At 65.2% G+C, this 16,974-nt stretch carries 15 protein-coding genes and 1 tRNA gene; 7 read left to right on the forward strand and 9 right to left on the reverse strand.

Annotation, left to right across the window (positions count from 1 at the left end):
- Window positions 1-35: 35 nt before the first annotated feature.
- Window positions 36-2,648: an HNH endonuclease signature motif containing protein gene (locus TTY48_RS08825; RefSeq protein ID WP_220657142.1), complete on the reverse strand. Its 2,613-nt coding sequence runs from the start codon at window positions 2,646-2,648 to the stop codon at window positions 36-38.
- A 482-nt stretch (window positions 2,649-3,130) separates the two neighbouring features.
- Between TTY48_RS08825 and TTY48_RS08830 the strand changes: the two genes are divergently transcribed.
- From TTY48_RS08830 to TTY48_RS08850, 5 genes are all read left to right on the forward strand, one after another.
- Window positions 3,131-3,427, forward strand: a complete 297-nt coding sequence (locus TTY48_RS08830; RefSeq protein ID WP_220657143.1) for a hypothetical protein — start codon at window positions 3,131-3,133, stop codon at window positions 3,425-3,427.
- A complete protein-coding gene (locus tag TTY48_RS08835) occupies window positions 3,428-4,546 on the forward strand; it encodes a hypothetical protein (RefSeq protein ID WP_220657144.1) in 1,119 nt (372 codons plus the stop codon).
- Window positions 4,547-4,697: 151 nt separating this feature from the next.
- Window positions 4,698-5,609, forward strand: coding sequence for an MspA family porin (locus tag TTY48_RS08840; protein WP_220657145.1), 912 nt, complete (start codon window positions 4,698-4,700; stop codon window positions 5,607-5,609).
- A 196-nt stretch (window positions 5,610-5,805) separates the two neighbouring features.
- Window positions 5,806-6,120, forward strand: a complete 315-nt coding sequence (locus tag TTY48_RS08845; RefSeq protein ID WP_220657146.1) for a hypothetical protein — start codon at window positions 5,806-5,808, stop codon at window positions 6,118-6,120.
- A 393-nt stretch (window positions 6,121-6,513) separates the two neighbouring features.
- A complete protein-coding gene (locus TTY48_RS08850) occupies window positions 6,514-6,900 on the forward strand; it encodes a hypothetical protein (protein ID WP_220657147.1) in 387 nt (128 codons plus the stop codon).
- Between the two features lie 242 nt (window positions 6,901-7,142).
- Here TTY48_RS08850 and TTY48_RS08855 read toward each other — a convergent pair whose 3' ends face one another.
- Together TTY48_RS08855 and TTY48_RS08860 are read right to left on the reverse strand one after the other, a co-directional pair.
- A complete protein-coding gene (locus TTY48_RS08855) occupies window positions 7,143-7,361 on the reverse strand; it encodes a hypothetical protein (protein ID WP_220657148.1) in 219 nt (72 codons plus the stop codon).
- A 918-nt stretch (window positions 7,362-8,279) separates the two neighbouring features.
- A protein-coding gene (locus TTY48_RS08860) for an IS3 family transposase (RefSeq protein WP_374758672.1) occupies window positions 8,280-9,451 on the reverse strand; the annotation gives its coding sequence in 2 pieces (ribosomal slippage) (window positions 8,280-9,188 and window positions 9,191-9,451; 1,170 coding nt in all).
- Window positions 9,452-9,525: 74 nt separating this feature from the next.
- Here TTY48_RS08860 and TTY48_RS08865 point away from each other — a divergent pair.
- Entirely contained in the window at window positions 9,526-9,972 is a 447-nt protein-coding gene (locus tag TTY48_RS08865) for a TspO/MBR family protein (RefSeq protein ID WP_220658515.1), read from the forward strand.
- Window positions 9,973-10,525: 553 nt separating this feature from the next.
- On the opposite strand, the gene TTY48_RS08870 is transcribed toward TTY48_RS08865, so the two are convergent.
- The 5 genes from TTY48_RS08870 to TTY48_RS08890 all read right to left on the reverse strand — a co-directional run bounded on the left by TTY48_RS08870 (window position 10,526) and on the right by TTY48_RS08890 (window position 15,318).
- Window positions 10,526-10,960: an SRPBCC family protein gene (locus TTY48_RS08870; protein ID WP_220657149.1), complete on the reverse strand. Its 435-nt coding sequence runs from the start codon at window positions 10,958-10,960 to the stop codon at window positions 10,526-10,528.
- Between the two features lie 52 nt (window positions 10,961-11,012).
- Window positions 11,013-11,960 carry an SDR family NAD(P)-dependent oxidoreductase gene (locus tag TTY48_RS08875; RefSeq protein WP_220657150.1) on the reverse strand — a complete coding sequence of 316 codons (948 nt, stop codon included), beginning with the start codon at window positions 11,958-11,960 and terminating at the stop codon, window positions 11,013-11,015.
- Between the two features lie 112 nt (window positions 11,961-12,072).
- Window positions 12,073-12,759: a fasciclin domain-containing protein gene (locus TTY48_RS08880; protein WP_220657151.1), complete on the reverse strand. Its 687-nt coding sequence runs from the start codon at window positions 12,757-12,759 to the stop codon at window positions 12,073-12,075.
- Between the two features lie 292 nt (window positions 12,760-13,051).
- Window positions 13,052-14,260 (reverse strand): methionine adenosyltransferase, encoded by a 1,209-nt coding sequence (gene metK / locus TTY48_RS08885; protein WP_220657152.1) that lies wholly within the window; start codon window positions 14,258-14,260, stop codon window positions 13,052-13,054.
- A 95-nt stretch (window positions 14,261-14,355) separates the two neighbouring features.
- Entirely contained in the window at window positions 14,356-15,318 is a 963-nt protein-coding gene (locus TTY48_RS08890; RefSeq protein ID WP_220657153.1) for a cyclopropane mycolic acid synthase family methyltransferase, read from the reverse strand.
- 160 nt (window positions 15,319-15,478) lie between these two features.
- Between TTY48_RS08890 and TTY48_RS08895 the strand changes: the two genes are divergently transcribed.
- On the forward strand, window positions 15,479-16,030 hold the full coding sequence (locus tag TTY48_RS08895) for a MaoC family dehydratase N-terminal domain-containing protein (protein ID WP_220657154.1): 552 nt from the start codon (window positions 15,479-15,481) through the stop codon (window positions 16,028-16,030).
- Between the two features lie 742 nt (window positions 16,031-16,772).
- Here the strand turns inward: TTY48_RS08895 and TTY48_RS08900 are convergent.
- Window positions 16,773-16,858, reverse strand: a tRNA-Leu gene (locus tag TTY48_RS08900).
- Between the last annotated feature and the right edge of the window lie 116 nt (window positions 16,859-16,974).

Genomic DNA, 16,974 nt, shown 5'->3' on the forward strand with positions numbered 1-16,974 from the left:
CATAGGTGGTGGCAACGAGGAGAGATACTACTATCTTAGCGTACTAGAGATTGTCCGCCTTTCCAAATGATCTCGGAAATCACATCTCCTTCAGTGAGTCCGGCTGCCTTGATTGCGTTCGCGATGCGGGCACCCATACTCTTATTGACTGAGGCGTTAAGGAGCTGTAGGTTTCCGAGCGCATTTTCCCCTCCCAGTTGGAGGTCAATTATGTGATCTACATTCCATCCCTTCGGAACAAGAAACTTACCAGCCGCATTGGTCGGTGCGTTTCCGAGCGCCGACAGGAACTTCTGCTTAATACTATCGAATCCTGATCGTACGGGCTTCGTTATTGTCAGACCATCATTGAGTATCGAGTCAAGATTTAGCTCTACAAGCTTCGCGATCTCCTGATTGATCTGGTCGACAGTGAATTTCGCCGGCGGATGCGAGATCTCCAGGATCTTTCCTGGCGGGGGTGTGATGCCGCCTTCCGCAGCTTCCGCCAGCGCTCGCGCGGTATTCGCCCCCGCGCTACCCGCTGATTCAGCACCGCCACGCGCCGCCGTGCTGGCTGCATCACCTGCGGCGTCTGTCGCGGCTCTGCCTGCGGTGCTGGCCGCATCACCTGCGGAATCCGTCGCAGCCCTGCCTGCGGTGCTGGCTGCGTCACCTGCCGCGTCTGTCGCGGCTCGTCCGGCTGTTTGCGCGGCGTCGGAGGCGACCTGTGTACCGGTACTAGCCGCATCGCCTGCGGCGTCTGTCGCGGCTCTGCCTGCGGTGCTGGCCGCATCACCTGCGGCATCCGTCGCGGCCCTGCCTGCCGTGCTGGCAACGTCACCGGCGGCTTCTGCTGCTTTGCCTGTTGTTTTGGCGGTGGCTTGGGCGGCTTCCTCGGCGCCCTTGGCGACCTTGCCAGCGGTGGAGGCGACCTTTCCTGCGCCCTTGGTGGGGTCGACTAGCACCTGGAGGACGTTGCCAGCCACCTTGCCGGAGGCGTATGCGGTGTCGCCGTTGGCGAAGTCATCGGCTGCGACGAAGGATTTGCCGACGGCTTTCCAGGAGTCGCCGACGCCGGGTGCGCCGTCGCCGCCAAGGCCCACGAGTGGGGCCATGCCCTTGGCGGTGTCGACGGGGTGGGCGACCATCTGGCCGACGCCTTCGGCGGTGTCGAGGACGCTGCGGCCGACGCCGGCACCGAAGTTCTTCACGCCACTGCCAACGCTTTTGACCTTGTCCCAGAACGGGTCGGCGATGATCGGGTAGACGTTGTCCGGTCCCGGTTCGATGTGCTGGACCATTTCGTCGCCGTCGATGTCGTACCAGGTGGGTACTTCCTTGCCGTTGGCGTCGTAGGCCCAGGGGGCGTTGAACTGGCCGACCTGCTCGCCATTGCGGTCGAAGACGGAGATCGATCCGTCGTCGTTCTTGACCGACCGGCCGCCTTCTGGGGTGTTGAGCGGGAACCGGTACTGCTTAGGAGCGTCCTGGTTCTTCATCAGGATCAGCTTCTGGTAGTCCCCGTCTTCCTTGGGGACGGTGATGATGTCGTAGCTCGGGTCGGCACTGGTGCCGTCCGGATTGAGCTTGAGACCCGCCATTCGGGCCATCTCCTCCGGGCTGCGGCCGGCGCTGCCACCGGGCTGCGCCTGATCCCACAGCTTCCACGCCTGATCAGCGGTGGGCTTGGAACCACCGCTGGTGTTGCGGCGACGGCCGGCCATGACACCGGTGGCCTCCGCGACGAGGTACGACCATGACGGTGCGCCGTCCTTGTTCTCACCGTCCCCGTCGGGACCGCTGCCGCCTTCCGTGCCGGGAGCGCCGGGGCCCCCGTTGCCGCCAGGAGCTCCGCCGTTGCCGGCGGCGCCGGGAGCGGGGCACTGCGATTGGGTCTGCGTGACGGTCACCGTCGACTGGGAGGGCTGCCCGGATTGTGTCGGCTGGCCGGTCTGCTGCTGGCCGGTCTGGTCGGGGCGCCCAGGGGCGGTCGTGCGGACCGGGTTCTGCTGGCCGGTCTGTTGGCCCTGCGCCGGCTGCTGCTGGCCGCCCTGGCCGGGCTGTTCGTTGCCGGGGATGTTCGGGGCCTGCTGGCCGGGGGTGCCGAACTCGGGGGTTTGGGCTTGGATGCCGGGGCCGTTGTCACCGCCCTGCGAGGGGGAGGTGGCGATCCCGTTGTCCTGCCCACCCTGCTGCCCACCTTGCTGCCCACCCGGCGCGCCGGTCTGGGCAGGCGGCGGTGTGAAGGTGAGCGTCGGCGCGTTCGGGTCCGGGCCGCAGGTGGCGGGTCCACCACCCGGGCATGGCGCCGCCGACGCGACACCACTGCCTGCGGTGGTGGCGGCGAACCCCATCATCCCGACCGCCACCACAATGCCGGCGACTGCGGCGGCGGCGCGCACCTGCTGCGGCGCCGGGGCCCCGACGCCGGCTTCGCGGAGCTTGTTCAGTCCGGTGAACAGGATCCGGCCGACGATGACCATAACGAGCCAGAAAGTCAGGAACACCACCGGCACCGGGGTGAACCGGGGCGCTTCGATGGAGAAGAGGACACCGCCGACGATCCCGGCGATACCGATGATCGTGAGGAACGCGCCCTGCAGACGTTGCTGTAGCAGCTGCGGTCGCTGCCCAGCCTGCCCGCCCGGGTTGTTGGGGCGTTGCACCGGGAACTGGGCGGTATCACCCGCGGGGGTGTTGCGGGCGTGCCGCGGGCCACCCGCAGGAAGCGGTGTGGGCTGCGGCGGACGCCCGCCTGCGGCTGACCCGCCAGGGGTGGGGCTGCTGCTTACTGACATCGACAAAGCTCCTCGATGAGGGGATGAACCAGGGGGATGCGACGGAACTCGTCGCGTGATGCCCGGCAATCAACCACGCCAGTACGGTTTGTCAACCCCCAAACCGCCACCACATGTCATCGCCACAGGTAGAGGGGCAGAATTGTGTCCGAATACAGACCGGGGTCTGTAAAATACAGACCTTTCCGAGGGGGGCTGTATTCCGGCATACCGGACTCACGGACGTTGCGGCGGCATGAGGTTGTGGCAGCGTGTAACGTGCGCTGGTGTTCGGTGACAGCAACCGATGATTCGCCAGTAGTGAGTGGTGCTCGGGTCGCTTCTGGAAGCTCGGAACGAGGGGGATTTGCGTGACGCAGCAGGTGTCGGACACGACGGCACCGCCAGTGGGTGGTGACCCCGCGGCGGAGGCGGCGGACGCGCAGCGGGCGATGGCGATGAAGCTGATCGGCCTGCTGTTCGGTGCGGCCCTGTTGATCGGGTGCTCGTTCGCCGTCTCCCACCTAAACGCCTGGGGGGCGAAGATCGGCATGCCCTGGGTGTTCCTGGCCTTCGTGCTAGCGATGATGATCGCCAGCCACTTCACCGTCGCCGGCGCCACCGCCCTCTGGCAGGCACTACGCCGCCCACCATCAGCGGCGAAGTAGATGCCCACACCGCCACCGCCACCGCAGCCGCGCTCATCCAGTGAGGGTGGGTTCGGCTCGGCACTGCGGGAGCTGTTCACCGCCGCCGGCAGTCCCACCCTCGCCGACACTGCGGAGGCGGCGAACGCGGCCGGAGCCCACGGCGTGACCGCCCAGCGGCTATCGAACTGGCGCTCCGGCCGGCACCTTCCCGACCGCTTCGACACCATCGCACCGGTCCTGATCTGGCTCACCCTCCGCGCCCGCGAACACCACAACAATCATCCGGTCGATGGCCAAGCCGGTGGCGCTGTGTCGGTGCGGTCGATGCGTGATTGGTATCGCCTGTTCACCGGCGAGCAGAGTCCCATCGCGGCCGCGGCGCTGGATCTGAAAGCCCGAATCGACGCAGTCGAGTTCCTCCTCGCCCACCCCGAACCCGAGGGTGGGAACTACGACAACCCGCTGGGCGGCGACGGGGCCGCCGCGGGTGATTCCTTCGCTCCTGCGCGGCTGACCGCAGAGCTGAAGACGGCGGTCCTGCAACTGACCGGCATCGACCCTGTTACCAGCATTCCTGTGGCCACCGATGTTCCCTACGGTGAGCTTCCTGCCGACGCGGCAGACCTACTCTCCGCAACCGGCCTCATCACCGCAGCTACGGCCCAGCCCGAGCAAGTCCGATCGATGATGCGGTGGACGGACCCGAAGATCGCCACCCTCTGGGGTAGGGCCGCCCCGCTCATCGAGCAGTACCGGCCCGCTCTCGAAGCCCGGACCGCTCTGCTCGCCGATGCTGCGCGCTGGAACACTCGCCCCGACCCGCACAGCCTCTACACCTGGCAACAGCTCACCGCGTGCGGCAGGCACCTATACGCTCTCCCGGCAGCCATCGTCGCCACCACAGCGATCCCCGGCGGCAGCGCGCGCCCCGCGGCCTCGCCTGCTCCGCGGACATACCGATTCGGCGACGGGGCCACCGCCGAGCACATTCCCAGCCCAGCTCTGCCGTTCTGGGACGCCTCCCACACCGCAGCCGAACGACAGCTGACGGTGCACCGGCTGATCATGGCCACCGTCATCGGCCTCATCGTCATCGGCGTGATCGCCGCCGGCATCGCTGGCATCCTCACCAGCTAATACACCCCGACAGTCAGTTCAACACCAGTGCAGGACAGACGGGTGTGACGCACTCGGGGTTGCCAAACCAGTGTTACACATGTTGCTATTGGGGCTGTTGTTAACGATGTGACATCGCTGATTGACTTCACCTGGGGGAGACCGTTCGCACATGACCAGCACACGCACCCGCACGTCTGCGGCATCGAAGACACTCGTCGCGCTCTGCGCAGCCGCCGCAGCAGTCACCCTCGCCGCCGGCCCCGTCATCGCCGCACCCGCGCCGGCCCCCAAGCCGGCTCCCGCAGCGGCTGCCGCGAAGCCCGCGGCCCAGGCTGCGGTCACCCCGCCGCCCGCACCCCGCATGCGGGTCCCCGTCCCCGGGCAGATCCGCGAGGGCGAGTTCGCCGACACCAGCCGCGAACTGATCACCCGCGACGGCTGGAAGGTCACCGTTTCCAAGTTCGGGGAGAAGCTCGATTCCGTTCCGCCGCTGAACAGATCGCCCCAGAGCTTCGAGGGATTCAGCTCCGTAGGCGGTGAGGCGAAGATCGAAGCCGAACACCCCAACGACCCAAAGCGTAAGCCCACCAGTCGAATCAAGTCGGCAACTCTCACTACAGGGGTCCAAGTTGGCTGTGCCGTCACCGCCGACAGCTTGACCCTTGGTGGGTCACTGTCGAACGCGACCACCGCCTCGATCACCCCGACCGTCACCGCATCCGGCACCGTCACCGGGCAGGGCCAGGGCGGCTCCGGTGGCGGGCAAGGCGGCGGCAGCGTCTCCGGCACCGGAACAGGCTCGTTGTCGGGCACCCTCTCGGACACCGTCACCGAGACAGGCAACATCTCCGGCATCCTCAAGCCCGGCACCACCAAAGACATCCCCTACGCCAAGAAGGCCGTCGTCGGCCCCAACGCGCAAGTCATGTCCCGCGACATCCGCATCGCCGTCGACAACTGCATCGGAGGGGTCCAGGTCCGGACCTACGCCACCGTCGCCATCAGCACCGACGCCACCGACGACACCCTCACCACCTTCGGCAAGCCGATCTTCCTGACCCGCCCCGAACAGAACCGGTAGCAGCCCTTGCGGCGGATGGTTCAATGCTGCACCAGCAGCTGTCACGAGGCCGCAGGCCAGCTGCACATGTAGACTGACAAACATGCGATTGGTGAACCTGGTTTCGGGTGGTGTGGTCGCTGGGGCGGTCCTAGCGTCGAGCCCCGCGGCGGCGATCGCGTCCCCGACGTCCGGGCCGGGAACTGTGTGCGGTGTCGTGACAGGCCAGGCCGGCGGCAAGGCCACGGTCACCGTCACGCGAGGTCGGATCGATTGCGGAGTGGCGGTGTCCGCGGCGTCGAAGGTGATGCGGGGCGAGGTACAGCGGTACGACCCCACAACGAAGACGTTCAGCTACGAGGTTGCGGGAATGCACTGCGGCCATCGCAAGTCGCCCAGCGCGGCGGGGTTGCCGAAGACCTGGATGGAGTGCACCGGTCCGGCCGCTTCCCTGCGGCTCGACCCGTACAACCCCTCGCACCAGCCGAAAGAATCCAATCCGTGCTGGGACGACATCTGCCGGTTCGCCTAACCGCCCGCGACCGCAGGACTCTGGCGCCGACTGCTCTGCGGAACTCCATTTTCGCACTGCCCGAGGATCCCAACTCACCGTCACCAGTACGTCGGCGCGGTAGCGGCCGTGCGGAAAGAACCGCAGCACAGCCCCTCGTCCATGTGGTCTCGTCGACACCCTCTCGTGAGCTCTGTACCGCGGCTATTGTCAGTCTGATGACCGAGGACGAGTCGATTGATGGCGCTCAGCGCCTTCCGGATTGGGTTGAGCGTGAGTTCGATCGCCGTCGGCAGTACTGGAGAGTGCTCCGCGATGGCGGTCTGATCTCCGCCCGCGAAGAGGTCAAGCGAAGAGGTCAAGTCGAGCGGCCGAGAGACTAACTGGCTACCCGGCTGATCGGAACCGGACCCAATGATCGCTTTGACCACGGCATCCAATGAGACCGCTCGCCTGAGCAGCTACCAAGTAGCACGCTATCTGCTGGACTACCTCGGCCCGACCCTCACGGCCTATATCGCCAACGTTCGCAGCCGGGCTTTGCCTGGCCGATGGGCACTCGAGCCCACGCAACCCGGCGCCGCCGAGCCGTCCAACGAGCAAGCGCGCCGCCTCCGGACCGCCCACACACTGCTCCTGGCCATCGAGCAAAACGACGGCGACCAGACCGCCCCGAACTGGCTGATCTCAGCGAACCCTCGCCTCGACGACCGCACCCCGGCAGCACTAATCCGCGAGGACCACGCCCCAGCCGTCCTCCGCGCCGCCGAGGCATTCATCGCCGACCACACCAACGCATAGTCCCGTCCCTCTCGCTCGATGTACTCCGAGCACCTTCTAGGGGGTACCGAACGAGGGAAGGCGCTGTGATGATCGACCTCGCCGACCGCATTCTCGACTTTCGACCGACCTCGCGTAACGGAACCACTGCCCCCCCGGACGGAACACCGCGGCGGTGACGGCGACCTTGAAGTTCTTAGCTCCGACGTAGGTGAGTGGCCGGATCGGTGCCGGTCTAGCCCAGATCCGATTGGAACCGCGAGCTACGTGGTGGCGTCGTCTTCGTTGTCGTCGCGGCCGGCGACAGCGACGTCGAAGTCGCGGCGGTATATCCACACTGTTCGTTGGTCCTGTTTGTCGCGGAGTTGGAACCGCCACCCGGCCCCTTCGGCTGCGGCGCTTTGCTCGACCAGCCAGTATCGGCCATCACGCCAGATACGTTCGCCGACAAGGACGTTGGATGCGATCTTCCGATATGACACCCAGCGACGGTACTGGAAAATCCGCCAAAGACTCCGCAAGCGAACGCCGCGTGGTGCCCCTCGATCGGAGCCCGGCTAATCAGCCGCGCGGTCTGCACGCCAGAATAGTAGCGATCGATAGATTCCTTTCAGCAGATATCTGGTCGCGCTTGGGCGGCCCGAAGCGCTACTCTAGGGCGGCAAGAACGGCCAACGCGGCTGTCTCGCCTTGCCGCACGGCACCGTCTACGTGCTGGTAGCCCCGTGACGCGATGTCGGAACAGGCGTAGTTCGATCGGCTGTCCGGAATGCTCTTCCCGATGATGGGCTGCGGTTTCATCATCCTCGCAGCCGGCGCATGGGAATGCCGAACCAACTTCCTCGGTTGGTGCTGCATTGCCCTGACCACGCTTGGGATTGCAGTCCCTAACGTGCAGGGCTGGTACCTCATCGCCGTCGTCGGCGGCACAACGAGTCTGTACCTCGCCCTCGGGCGGCACGCGCTTCGCGAACGAGATTCGACGACGCTCGCACTGCTCGCTATGACAACAGTCGCAACCCTCCTACTTGGATGTCTAGCTCGACGGAACAGACCGTCTCCCTGCAATGGATCGAGCAGACCCTCAACACAGTCGGCCAGGGAGCGTTCGCCGCAGCCGCCGTGCGGCAGATGATTGAACATGCGCGGGCCGGGCGTACGCCCGGTGCGAAGCCATCCAAAGGCGCTGCGGCGCCGAATACTTGATAGCGGCGAACAGAGCGTCGCGCGTTGGTGCACCGAAGCCGGCGCACCAACGACATAAGGACAACCCAACGAATGTGAGCTGATCTGCATGGTTACAGGAGCGCCCCACCGCAAGAATCTCGCCGATCGCCGAGAGTTCCACCCCGTCGCCCGGGTCTGCTGAAGGTTTCGTTGTCACTTCAGCTCAGTGATTGTTAGGCCGCGTTGGCGGCTGTGTAGATCATCTCAAATTCGATGGGTGTGAGCTTGCCGAGTGTGCGTTGTCGCCGGCGGCGGTGGTAGGTCCGTTCGATCCAGACGACGATTGCCGTCCGCAGTTCCTGGCGGGTGGTCCACTGCTGGCGGTCGAGGACGTTCTTCTGCAGCAGCGAGAAGAACGATTCCATCGCTGCGTTGTCCCCGGCGGAGCCGACCCTGCCCATCGAACCGCTGAGCTGAAACCTGTTGAGCTGCTCGGTGAACCGGCGTGATCGGAACTGGCTACCTCGATCCGAGTGCACTACGCATCCGGCAACCGCGGCAGGGCCACCGCGCCGGGTCACGGCGCTGTTGATGGCGTTGACCGCGATGCGGGTCTTCATCCGTTCGTCGATCGAGTATCCGACGATCCGATTCGCATAGACGTCTTTGACCGCGCACAGATACAACTTGCCCTCGCGGGTGTGGTGCTCTGTGATATCAGTGAGCCACAAACGGTTCGGGGCCTCAGCGGAGAACTCGCGTTCTACCAGGTCGTCATGGACCGGCGGTCCGGGACGTTTGCCGCTGCCGCGCCGGCGGCTGTGCGCGGAGAACAGACCAGCTTGTGAGCACAGCCGCCACACTCGCCGCTCCGACACACTGTGACCGGCAGCGACGAGTTCGTCGGCGATGAACCGATACCCGAACTCCGGATCATCACGATGGACATCGACCGCAGCATTAGTCACCACCGCATCATCGACATCACGGTCACAGACTGGAACAGCGCTCCAGGCATAGAAGGCTTGGCGGGAGAACTTCAGAACCCGGCAGGTCACCGCGACGGCAATCCCGTCAGCGGCCAGCTCGCGGACCAGCGGGAACATCATTTTGGGGACGAACCGAGCTTCAGATTCGCCTGCGACAAATACGCCGCCGCCCGCCGAAGGACTTCATTCTCCTGCTCCAACAGCCGGATCCGCCGCCGCGCTTCCCGCAGCTCCTTCGCCTCGTCCCGGCTCACACCGGGACGAACACCGTCATCGACATCGTCTTGCCGCAGCCACCGCCGCAAACACGACTCCGCGATCCCGAAATCCTCCGCTACCTGTTTGAGCGAGACCTGCCCCGACCTGGCCACGCGGACCACATCAGCACGGAACTCCTCTGGATACGCCTTCGGCATGGTCGATCATCCTTCCAGCAACAGTCCGCAGACCGCTACAGATCAGGTGACAACTAGACCTTCAGCAGACCCCCCTGGTGGTCTCGCTGCTGTGCGTCGGAATCGTTGCCGGCGTCGGTGGGGCGGCGTCGGCTGACGCGGCGTCGACCTACTCGCAACTCGCTCAACCGTCGTGGGCGCCTCCAAGTTGGCTGTTCGGTCCCGTCTGGACCGTCCTGTATATCCTTATGGCGATCGCAGCGTGGCGAATCTGGCGCACGGAACCCACGTTCGGCAACCGAGCGATCGTGCTCTACGGCGCGCAGTTGCTCCTGAACCTGCTGTGGTCGCCACTGTTCTTTGGCCTCGAGCAGCGCGGATGGGCACTCGTCGACATCATCGCGCTGGACGCCCTAGTCGTTGCGACGATCGTGGCCTTCTGGTTCCGCGATCGCCTCGCGGCGATACTGCTTACGCCATACCTGGCATGGTCACTGTTCGCGACAGCGCTCAACTATTCGGTCTGGTCACTCAACTCCTAGCGCGACCGAACGAATCGTTAAGCAGTCCTGCCGGCCGCCGAATCCATCTCGGGGCGAAGCCCAAGCACTTACTCGAGCAACTTGAACACGTCCCGCTATCAGTTGGTTGCGTGCAATGGAATGCACCGGCCGGCCATGTAACGCGAGCAAGCTGAACTCGAAGGGCGATCGACCTCGACAAAGCACGACAGTGACGACGCCACGTTCCAACCACCGGAACGGCCGTCGGCCGCGCTTTGGCTGGCGATCACGGCCGCGGTCCTCTACAAAGGCCTCACCTACGCGCGGGACTCGCCGGTGCAAATAATCTTCCAGGACCTCGTCCCCACCGTTCGTAGTGTGCGTTGGCCCGCGCCGCGAAGTAGATCCTGACTGGGCGCTGGCACGAACGTCAGCGGCGGCACGAGGTTGCCGCTCGCGACCCCGACGCCGAACGCATTCCCTAGCTAGTGGGTTGGCGGACGCAGCCAAGGGCGTCGATGGCCACCTCGACGATGGCTGGCCCCAGCGGAGGCTGATTAGGGTCCAGGTGCCAGGGCTGCTCCTTCGAAGCTCAGGCGAGCGCGTCCAGGTGCGCCGAGAGTCCCCTGGCCCCGTCCGTGAAGAGCTTGTTCACGGCGACGGTGAAGACGGGCTCGAAGAGGCGGAATGCGCCATGGAAGCTGAACTCCACCACGTAGGTCACCGCGCTCCCGGCTCCGTCGGGCGCGACGGTGATGGTGTCGACCGCCGTTAGCGAACTCTTGTGCCCGCGCAACCGGATCAATGAGGCGGGCTCGAGATCGGTCAGTTCGTAGTCGAGGTCGGTGTGGGCACCGGCGAACTTGCTCGTAACCCGGTAGATCGAGCCCACGCCGCCGTCACCGGCCAGGCGGGTGACCGCGACCGCGTTGGGATCCCACTGCTGAGCATGGGTGAAGTCCGCCAGGTAGGCGAACACGACTTCCACGGGCGCCGCGGTGCGCACGGTCTGCTGCTTGGTGATCACTGTCTGTCCTTCCGGAGTTGGGCGAAGTGGCTCGGGGCGCGGGGCCCCCGGATCAGGGTGTGATGCCCGCGAAGGAGCACACCTGGCGCCATACCGCGCGACGATCGCTGTCGCTGAACTCCGTGCGCCGCAGGTAATGCTCGGGGCGTTCGGCACGATCGTGCCAGAATTTGCCGCTCTCCGGCTTCGGCGTCGTCGCCGCTAGCCAGACCGCCGTGTCCGCACCCTGGTCCGCGTTCCGCAGCAGCGAGCCCGCCAGTTTCGTGAAACCGGGTAGGGAGTCGGCTATGCCCGGGGTGGCCACCCATCCGGGATGCATTCCCGCGACGGTCACCTGCGCCGACTGCCAGCGCCGCGCCAGGACCGGCACCATCGCGACCTGGACGCGTTTGCTCCGCGCGTACGCGCTGGCCCCCTTGTACTCCCCCTCGCGGTAGTCGAGATCGTCGACGGGGAGTTCCGCGGTGTACATGCCTCCCGACGACATGAAGATCACCCGGGCGTCCGCACTGTCGGCCAACTGCGGCAGCAGCAGATCGGTCAGGAGCACGGGCCCCAGTACGTGGGTGGCGAGAGAGAGTTCGTGGCCGTTGCCGGCGGCCGTCCACTCCGGCGGCATCACACCGGCGTTGTGCACGATCACGTCCACGCCGTGCTTCGCGAGGCGAGCGGCCAACTCGGGGAGCGCATCGAGATCGGAGACGTCGCCGAGCTCGACGATGACGGAGGCGTTCGGCTGGCGGCGGAGGATCCCGTCTCGCACCGCGGTCGCGCGCCCACTGTTGCGCCCGACGATGACGACCGTCGCGCCCAGGTCCACGACCTGCTCGGCGATCGCCGCCCCGATGCCCGAGGTGGCTCCCGTGACGACGACCGTGCGCCCCGCCAATGATTCGGCGTGCGGATCGCGGCCGTCCCATCGCGCCTTGCGCAGCGCGAAGCCGATGTTCGAGTAGCCGAACACGATCGAACGGTCCAGCGCCGCATCGAACTGACTCATTCTCCAGGCCTTCCTCTCGTTGCCCCTGAGCTGTGCACCAGAGCCGAGACGGCCGCGCGGGTGCGCGGGTGCGCGCGGTCGCCTCGGGCTCCCGACGTCGTGCCGGGCCGGTCTAGTTCGGCATCAGGACGGTATCGATCAGGTAGACCGTCGCGTTGGCGGTTTTGACGCCGCCGCACACCACCGTCGCGTCCTTGACCTTGACGGTGGACTCCGGTGTGCCCGTCACGCTGACCTCGCTGCCCTCGACGGTCTTGTGCATGCCCGCCACCTGCGCGGGAGCGAGCTGACCGGGTACGACGTGGTAGGTCAGGATCTTCGTCAACAGCGCATCGTCGACCTTGAGCTTCTCGATGGTCTCCGCCGGGATCTTCGCGAAGGCCGCGTCAGTGGGCGCGAACACCGTGAACTGCCCGTTGTTGAGGGTGTCCACCAAGTTCACCTTGGGGTTGAGCTTGCCCGAGAGGGCCGAAGTGAGGGTGGTCAGCATCGGATTGTTCGACGCCGCCGTTACCACCGGGTCGGCGGCCATACCCGCGACCGAGCCGGGGCCAGAGGGGTTCTGCGCGGCGTAGTCCGCGCACCCGGCACCGAACAGCGACGAAACACCCGCGGCGGGGGTACTCGGCATCGTGCTGGACATCGTGCCCGCCGTGGACGAGGTCGTCGCGGTCGCCATCCCTGAGGAGCCGGGAGCGCCCTCGCTACTGCTGTCGTTGCCGCACCCGGCGACGAGACCGATCACCAGACCCGCCGCTGCGATCGCGGCCGATCCTGTACGAATCTTTCTGTCAATCATTGGAACTCCCTCGGTCGATCTAACTGGACATGAGATATTCGACGCAGAACGCGATCCGGATTGGAACAAGCAGAACCGAGAAACTGATCGATCTACCGATGGCACACCCAATAGCCTTGAGAACCAGGAGTCGGCGCCAGTGGACGTAGGCGATAGGTTCTCGGCAGTGGCGTGAACCGAAACCTGCTCGAGTCGCGACGAGGGTCCGCTACGACTCTGCTGCGCTTGGTGATTCGGGCCAGGAGCACACATAGCCTGGGATGCCACTGGCACGGTATGTACGCGGCGGGTGTCAGAGGCGGGCCGCGGAGCGCAGGGCGTCCACGCGGTCGGTGCGCTCCCACGGCAGGTCGATGTCGGTGCGTCCGAAGTGGCCGTACGCCGCGGTGGGCGCGTAGATCGGCCGGAGCAGGTCGAGGTCGTTGATGATCGCGCGGGAGCGCAGGTCGAAGACCTGGGCGATGGCCTGCTGGATCTTGATCGGGTCGAGCTGCTCGGTGCCGAAGGTCTCGACGAACAGACCGACCGGCGAGGCCTTACCGATGGCGTAGGCGACCTGGACCTCGATCCGCTCCGCGAGGCCCGCGGCGACGGCGTTCTTCGCCACCCAGCGCATCGCGTACGCGGCCGACCGGTCCACCTTCGACGGATCCTTACCCGAGAACGCACCACCGCCGTGCCGCGCCATACCGCCGTAGGTGTCGACGATGATCTTGCGGCCCGTCAGACCCGCATCACCCATCGGCCCACCGAGCACGAACTTACCCGTCGGATTCACCAGCAGCCGCACCGCAGAGGTGTCCAAGCTCGGCAGGTTCAGATCCGCGATCACCGTGTTCAGCACATGAGTGCGCAGATCCGGGGCGAGCATGCCGTCGATGTCGATGTCAGCGGCGTGCTGGCTGGAGATCACCACGGTATCCAGACGCACAGGCTGCTCCCCCGCGTACTCGATGGTGACCTGAGTCTTGCCGTCCGGGCGCAGATACGGCAGCGTGCCGTTCTTCCGAACCTCGGTCAGCCGGCGCGAGAGCCGGTGCGCCAACGAGATCGGCAGCGGCATCAGCTCCGGGGTGTCCGAGCAGGCGTAACCGAACATCAAACCCTGATCGCCCGCGCCCTGCGCGTCGATCTCGTCCTGCGCACCGTCCACACGGTGCTCGTAAGCCCGATCCACACCCTGCGCGATCTCGGGACTCTGCGCACCGATCGCGATATTCACACCACACGAATTGCCGTCGAAACCCTTCGCGGAGCTGTCGTAACCGATCTCCAACACCTTGTCCCGCACAATGTGCGGGATGTCGGCGTACGCGGAGGTCGTCACCTCGCCGGCGACGTGGACCTGGCCGGTGGTGACGAGCGTCTCGACCGCGACGCGCGAGGTCGGGTCCTCGGCGAGGAGGGCGTCGAGGATCGAATCCGAGATCGCATCACAGATCTTGTCCGGGTGCCCCTCGGTGACCGACTCGCTGGTGAACAACCGCCTGACAGAACTCATCCAACTAACCTCACCTCAAGCGACGAGACGCGGACTTGGCACCACGCCGACGACGGAACAACTGCGACAGACGGTCCTCTGTCCAGAATGATCTACTACCGTGTTGGAATGAACCGTGCAGCGGTGGTACCCGCAGCCGAGTCGACTTCAGGGTGGAGCGCCAGCACCTCCTCGAGCGACCGCTGCCGACCGCCCTGGGCTGGCTTGACCAGCGTGTGTTGCCGGACGTCGATCAGACCGCGGCGGAATGCATCCGCGCAGCCCGTTAGATACTTGATGTACGTGTCGTACACACCCTCCGGGTGAATCTGCAGAGCCTGTACGCGCGCTGCCTCCAGGTTCGCCGCCCAGATGTCGAGGGTCTTCGCGTAGTGCGGCTGCAGGCTCTGCACCTGCGCAACATCGAAGCCACCCATTTCCGCAAGAAGGGGGAAGTACTTGGTAATAGGAAGTTCTCCACCCGGGAAAATTTCGGTGCGGATGAACCTAAAGAAATCGAAATCAGCGCGGGTGACTTTGCTATCGCCGCGGAACGTGTCCATACCGAAGGTCATGATGGTGTGAATCATCGCCCTGCCACCATCGGGGAGAATGTCGAAAGCGCGGTCGAAAAACGCGAGATGACGCTCATGAGTGAAGTGCTCGAAGGCCCCGATGCTGACGATCGCATCCACCGGCGCATCGAACTCCTCCCACCCCTGCAGCCGCACCTCAGCGGAACGATCGGACTCCAGGCCGGCCAGGCGGCGGTTGACGGTCTCGTACTGGTTCTTCGACAGCGTCAGACCCACGACGTTGACGTCGTACTTCTCGACCGCGCGGATCAACGTCGTTCCCCAACCACATCCCACATCAAGCAGGGTCTGCCCGGGCTTGAGATCGAGCTTGCCGAGCGACAGGTCGACCTTCGCCAGCTGAGCCTCCTCGAGCGTCATGTCCTCACGCTCGAAGTAGGCACACGAGTACGTCTGGGTCGGATCGAGGAAAAGTCGGAAGAAATCGTCCGACAGGTCGTAATGCGCCTGCACATCCTCGAAGTGTGGGTCCAGCTCAGGCATGGCGGCCTTTCGTTCGGCTACGGGTCTCCCGTGCGTTCAGCACGAGCGTCAGCTGGAAAGTAATACAGAACACAGCGCCCCGCAGCGTCGAATAATTAGATTTCGGTGTACATAAACTCAGGCCGGTTACAGGACTCGGAAAATCGAGTAGAAACGACTCGTGCCCTCACCGAACAGCCATCAGCAGGATGCTGCAGACGCCCCGCCTGCTGGCGGCTGGGACCTGTGGTTCCCCGACGCGTACGAGATCAGTTCCGAGACCGTCAGGGCCTTCGCTCGAGCCACGCGCGACCCCTACATCGCCTATGCCGGGCGTGGCATCCTCGACCAGGACAGTCCCGTGCCGATCACGCTGCTCGCCGCCCCTATGTTCGACGCCGCGTCCGCCCTCGTCAGCAGGGCGATCCCGAACTGCAATCTCTCCCGCATCGTCCACACAGCACAGCAGTTCACCGCGGTGAGCACTCTGCGCATCGGTCAGCGGATCAGCCTCGGAGCGCGCCTGTCCTCGCACGTCGTCAAAGCGGGAACGAACATCATCACCATCGACACCACCGCCTACGCCGACGACACCGCACAACTGGCCGCGGTCCTCACCATCGCCCACTCCGCGACCGCCGGCCCAGCTGTCGACCTCGACGCGGTGGCGGACGCCATCATGCTCACCGGAACCGGACCGTCGGACAGCAACAGCTACACCGAATCACTCTGAATACGCCACGTTCGCGCACGCCAACGCGGTGACCCATTTGGACAGATCTCGAGGTAGACCTGCCCGAGGTCGTCTCTCGATCGCGGCATGGATCTAACCGCAGCCGCTGCCTCGTCTGCGGCATCTCCTAGCGTCGCAGCCGTGGTGACGCAATCCTCCGCTGCCGCGGATCCAACCGAGCTTCTTTACGTCGACGTACACGAGCGAGTCCGCTTGATCGTGCTCGAAACGCCGGTCGCACCCGCATGAACTTCGGACAACTGCCTGGTGATCGGGTTCCGTTATCGACGCAGGAACGCAAACGACCCAGCAGACCGGCACAGGCTTGCTCGCGGCGGGCGCGGCCATTTACACGCAGTTGTCCGCGGCACACCCAAGTCGGCAACCGCAAGCGCGAACGGATTAACAGGCAGCGGCCCGCTCCACCACGTTCAACCTTCTCGCAGGCATCGAGGCGGGCGGCACTGTTGGTGTGTCCATGATCCGAGTCGAAGACTCAAGCACCGGCAACTCGCCCTTAACTCTGCGCAACCGCCGAGGCACGGGAACGGCACCCGCCGCACAAAGACGGACGACCAGGTTCTAGCAACGCCAGTGACCAACGCCCGACCTACGACATACGGCCTTCAGTCCTGACCGTCGCCGAGCCGCCGCTTGGACACCCCCCACGACACAAAAAAACCGAGGTCACGACCTCTCTCAAGTTCGTGACCTCGGTGGCGGCAGTATGTAGAACTGCTCATGGTGGGCGAAGGGGGACTTGAACCCCCACGTCCCGAAGGACACTGGCACCTGAAGCCAGCGCGTCTGCCATTCCGCCACTCGCCCGAGCGACCGAAGAAGACTAACACGACGGAACTGACTGTGCGAAATCGCTTCGCTACCTGGGCCGACACCCTTGCCCCGACCGGCGAGCCCGTGCTACCAAAGGGACGGTTGGGACC

It is taken from the genome of Tsukamurella sp. TY48 (assembly GCF_019656655.1).
GTDB lineage: Bacteria > Actinomycetota > Actinomycetes > Mycobacteriales > Mycobacteriaceae > Tsukamurella > Tsukamurella strandjordii.

Coding starts and splice junctions, on each gene's coding strand:
- TTY48_RS08835 (WP_220657144.1), top strand. CDS start 3,428: ATGCCCACACCGCCACCGCCACCGCAGCCGCGCTCATCCAGTGAGGGT.
- TTY48_RS08890 (WP_220657153.1), bottom strand. CDS start 15,318: ATGCCTGAGCTGGACCCACACTTCGAGGATGTGCAGGCGCATTACGAC.
- metK (WP_220657152.1), bottom strand. CDS start 14,260: ATGAGTTCTGTCAGGCGGTTGTTCACCAGCGAGTCGGTCACCGAGGGG.
- TTY48_RS08850 (WP_220657147.1), top strand. CDS start 6,514: ATGATCGCTTTGACCACGGCATCCAATGAGACCGCTCGCCTGAGCAGC.
- TTY48_RS08880 (WP_220657151.1), bottom strand. CDS start 12,759: ATGATTGACAGAAAGATTCGTACAGGATCGGCCGCGATCGCAGCGGCG.
- TTY48_RS08840 (WP_220657145.1), top strand. CDS start 4,698: ATGACCAGCACACGCACCCGCACGTCTGCGGCATCGAAGACACTCGTC.
- TTY48_RS08875 (WP_220657150.1), bottom strand. CDS start 11,960: ATGAGTCAGTTCGATGCGGCGCTGGACCGTTCGATCGTGTTCGGCTAC.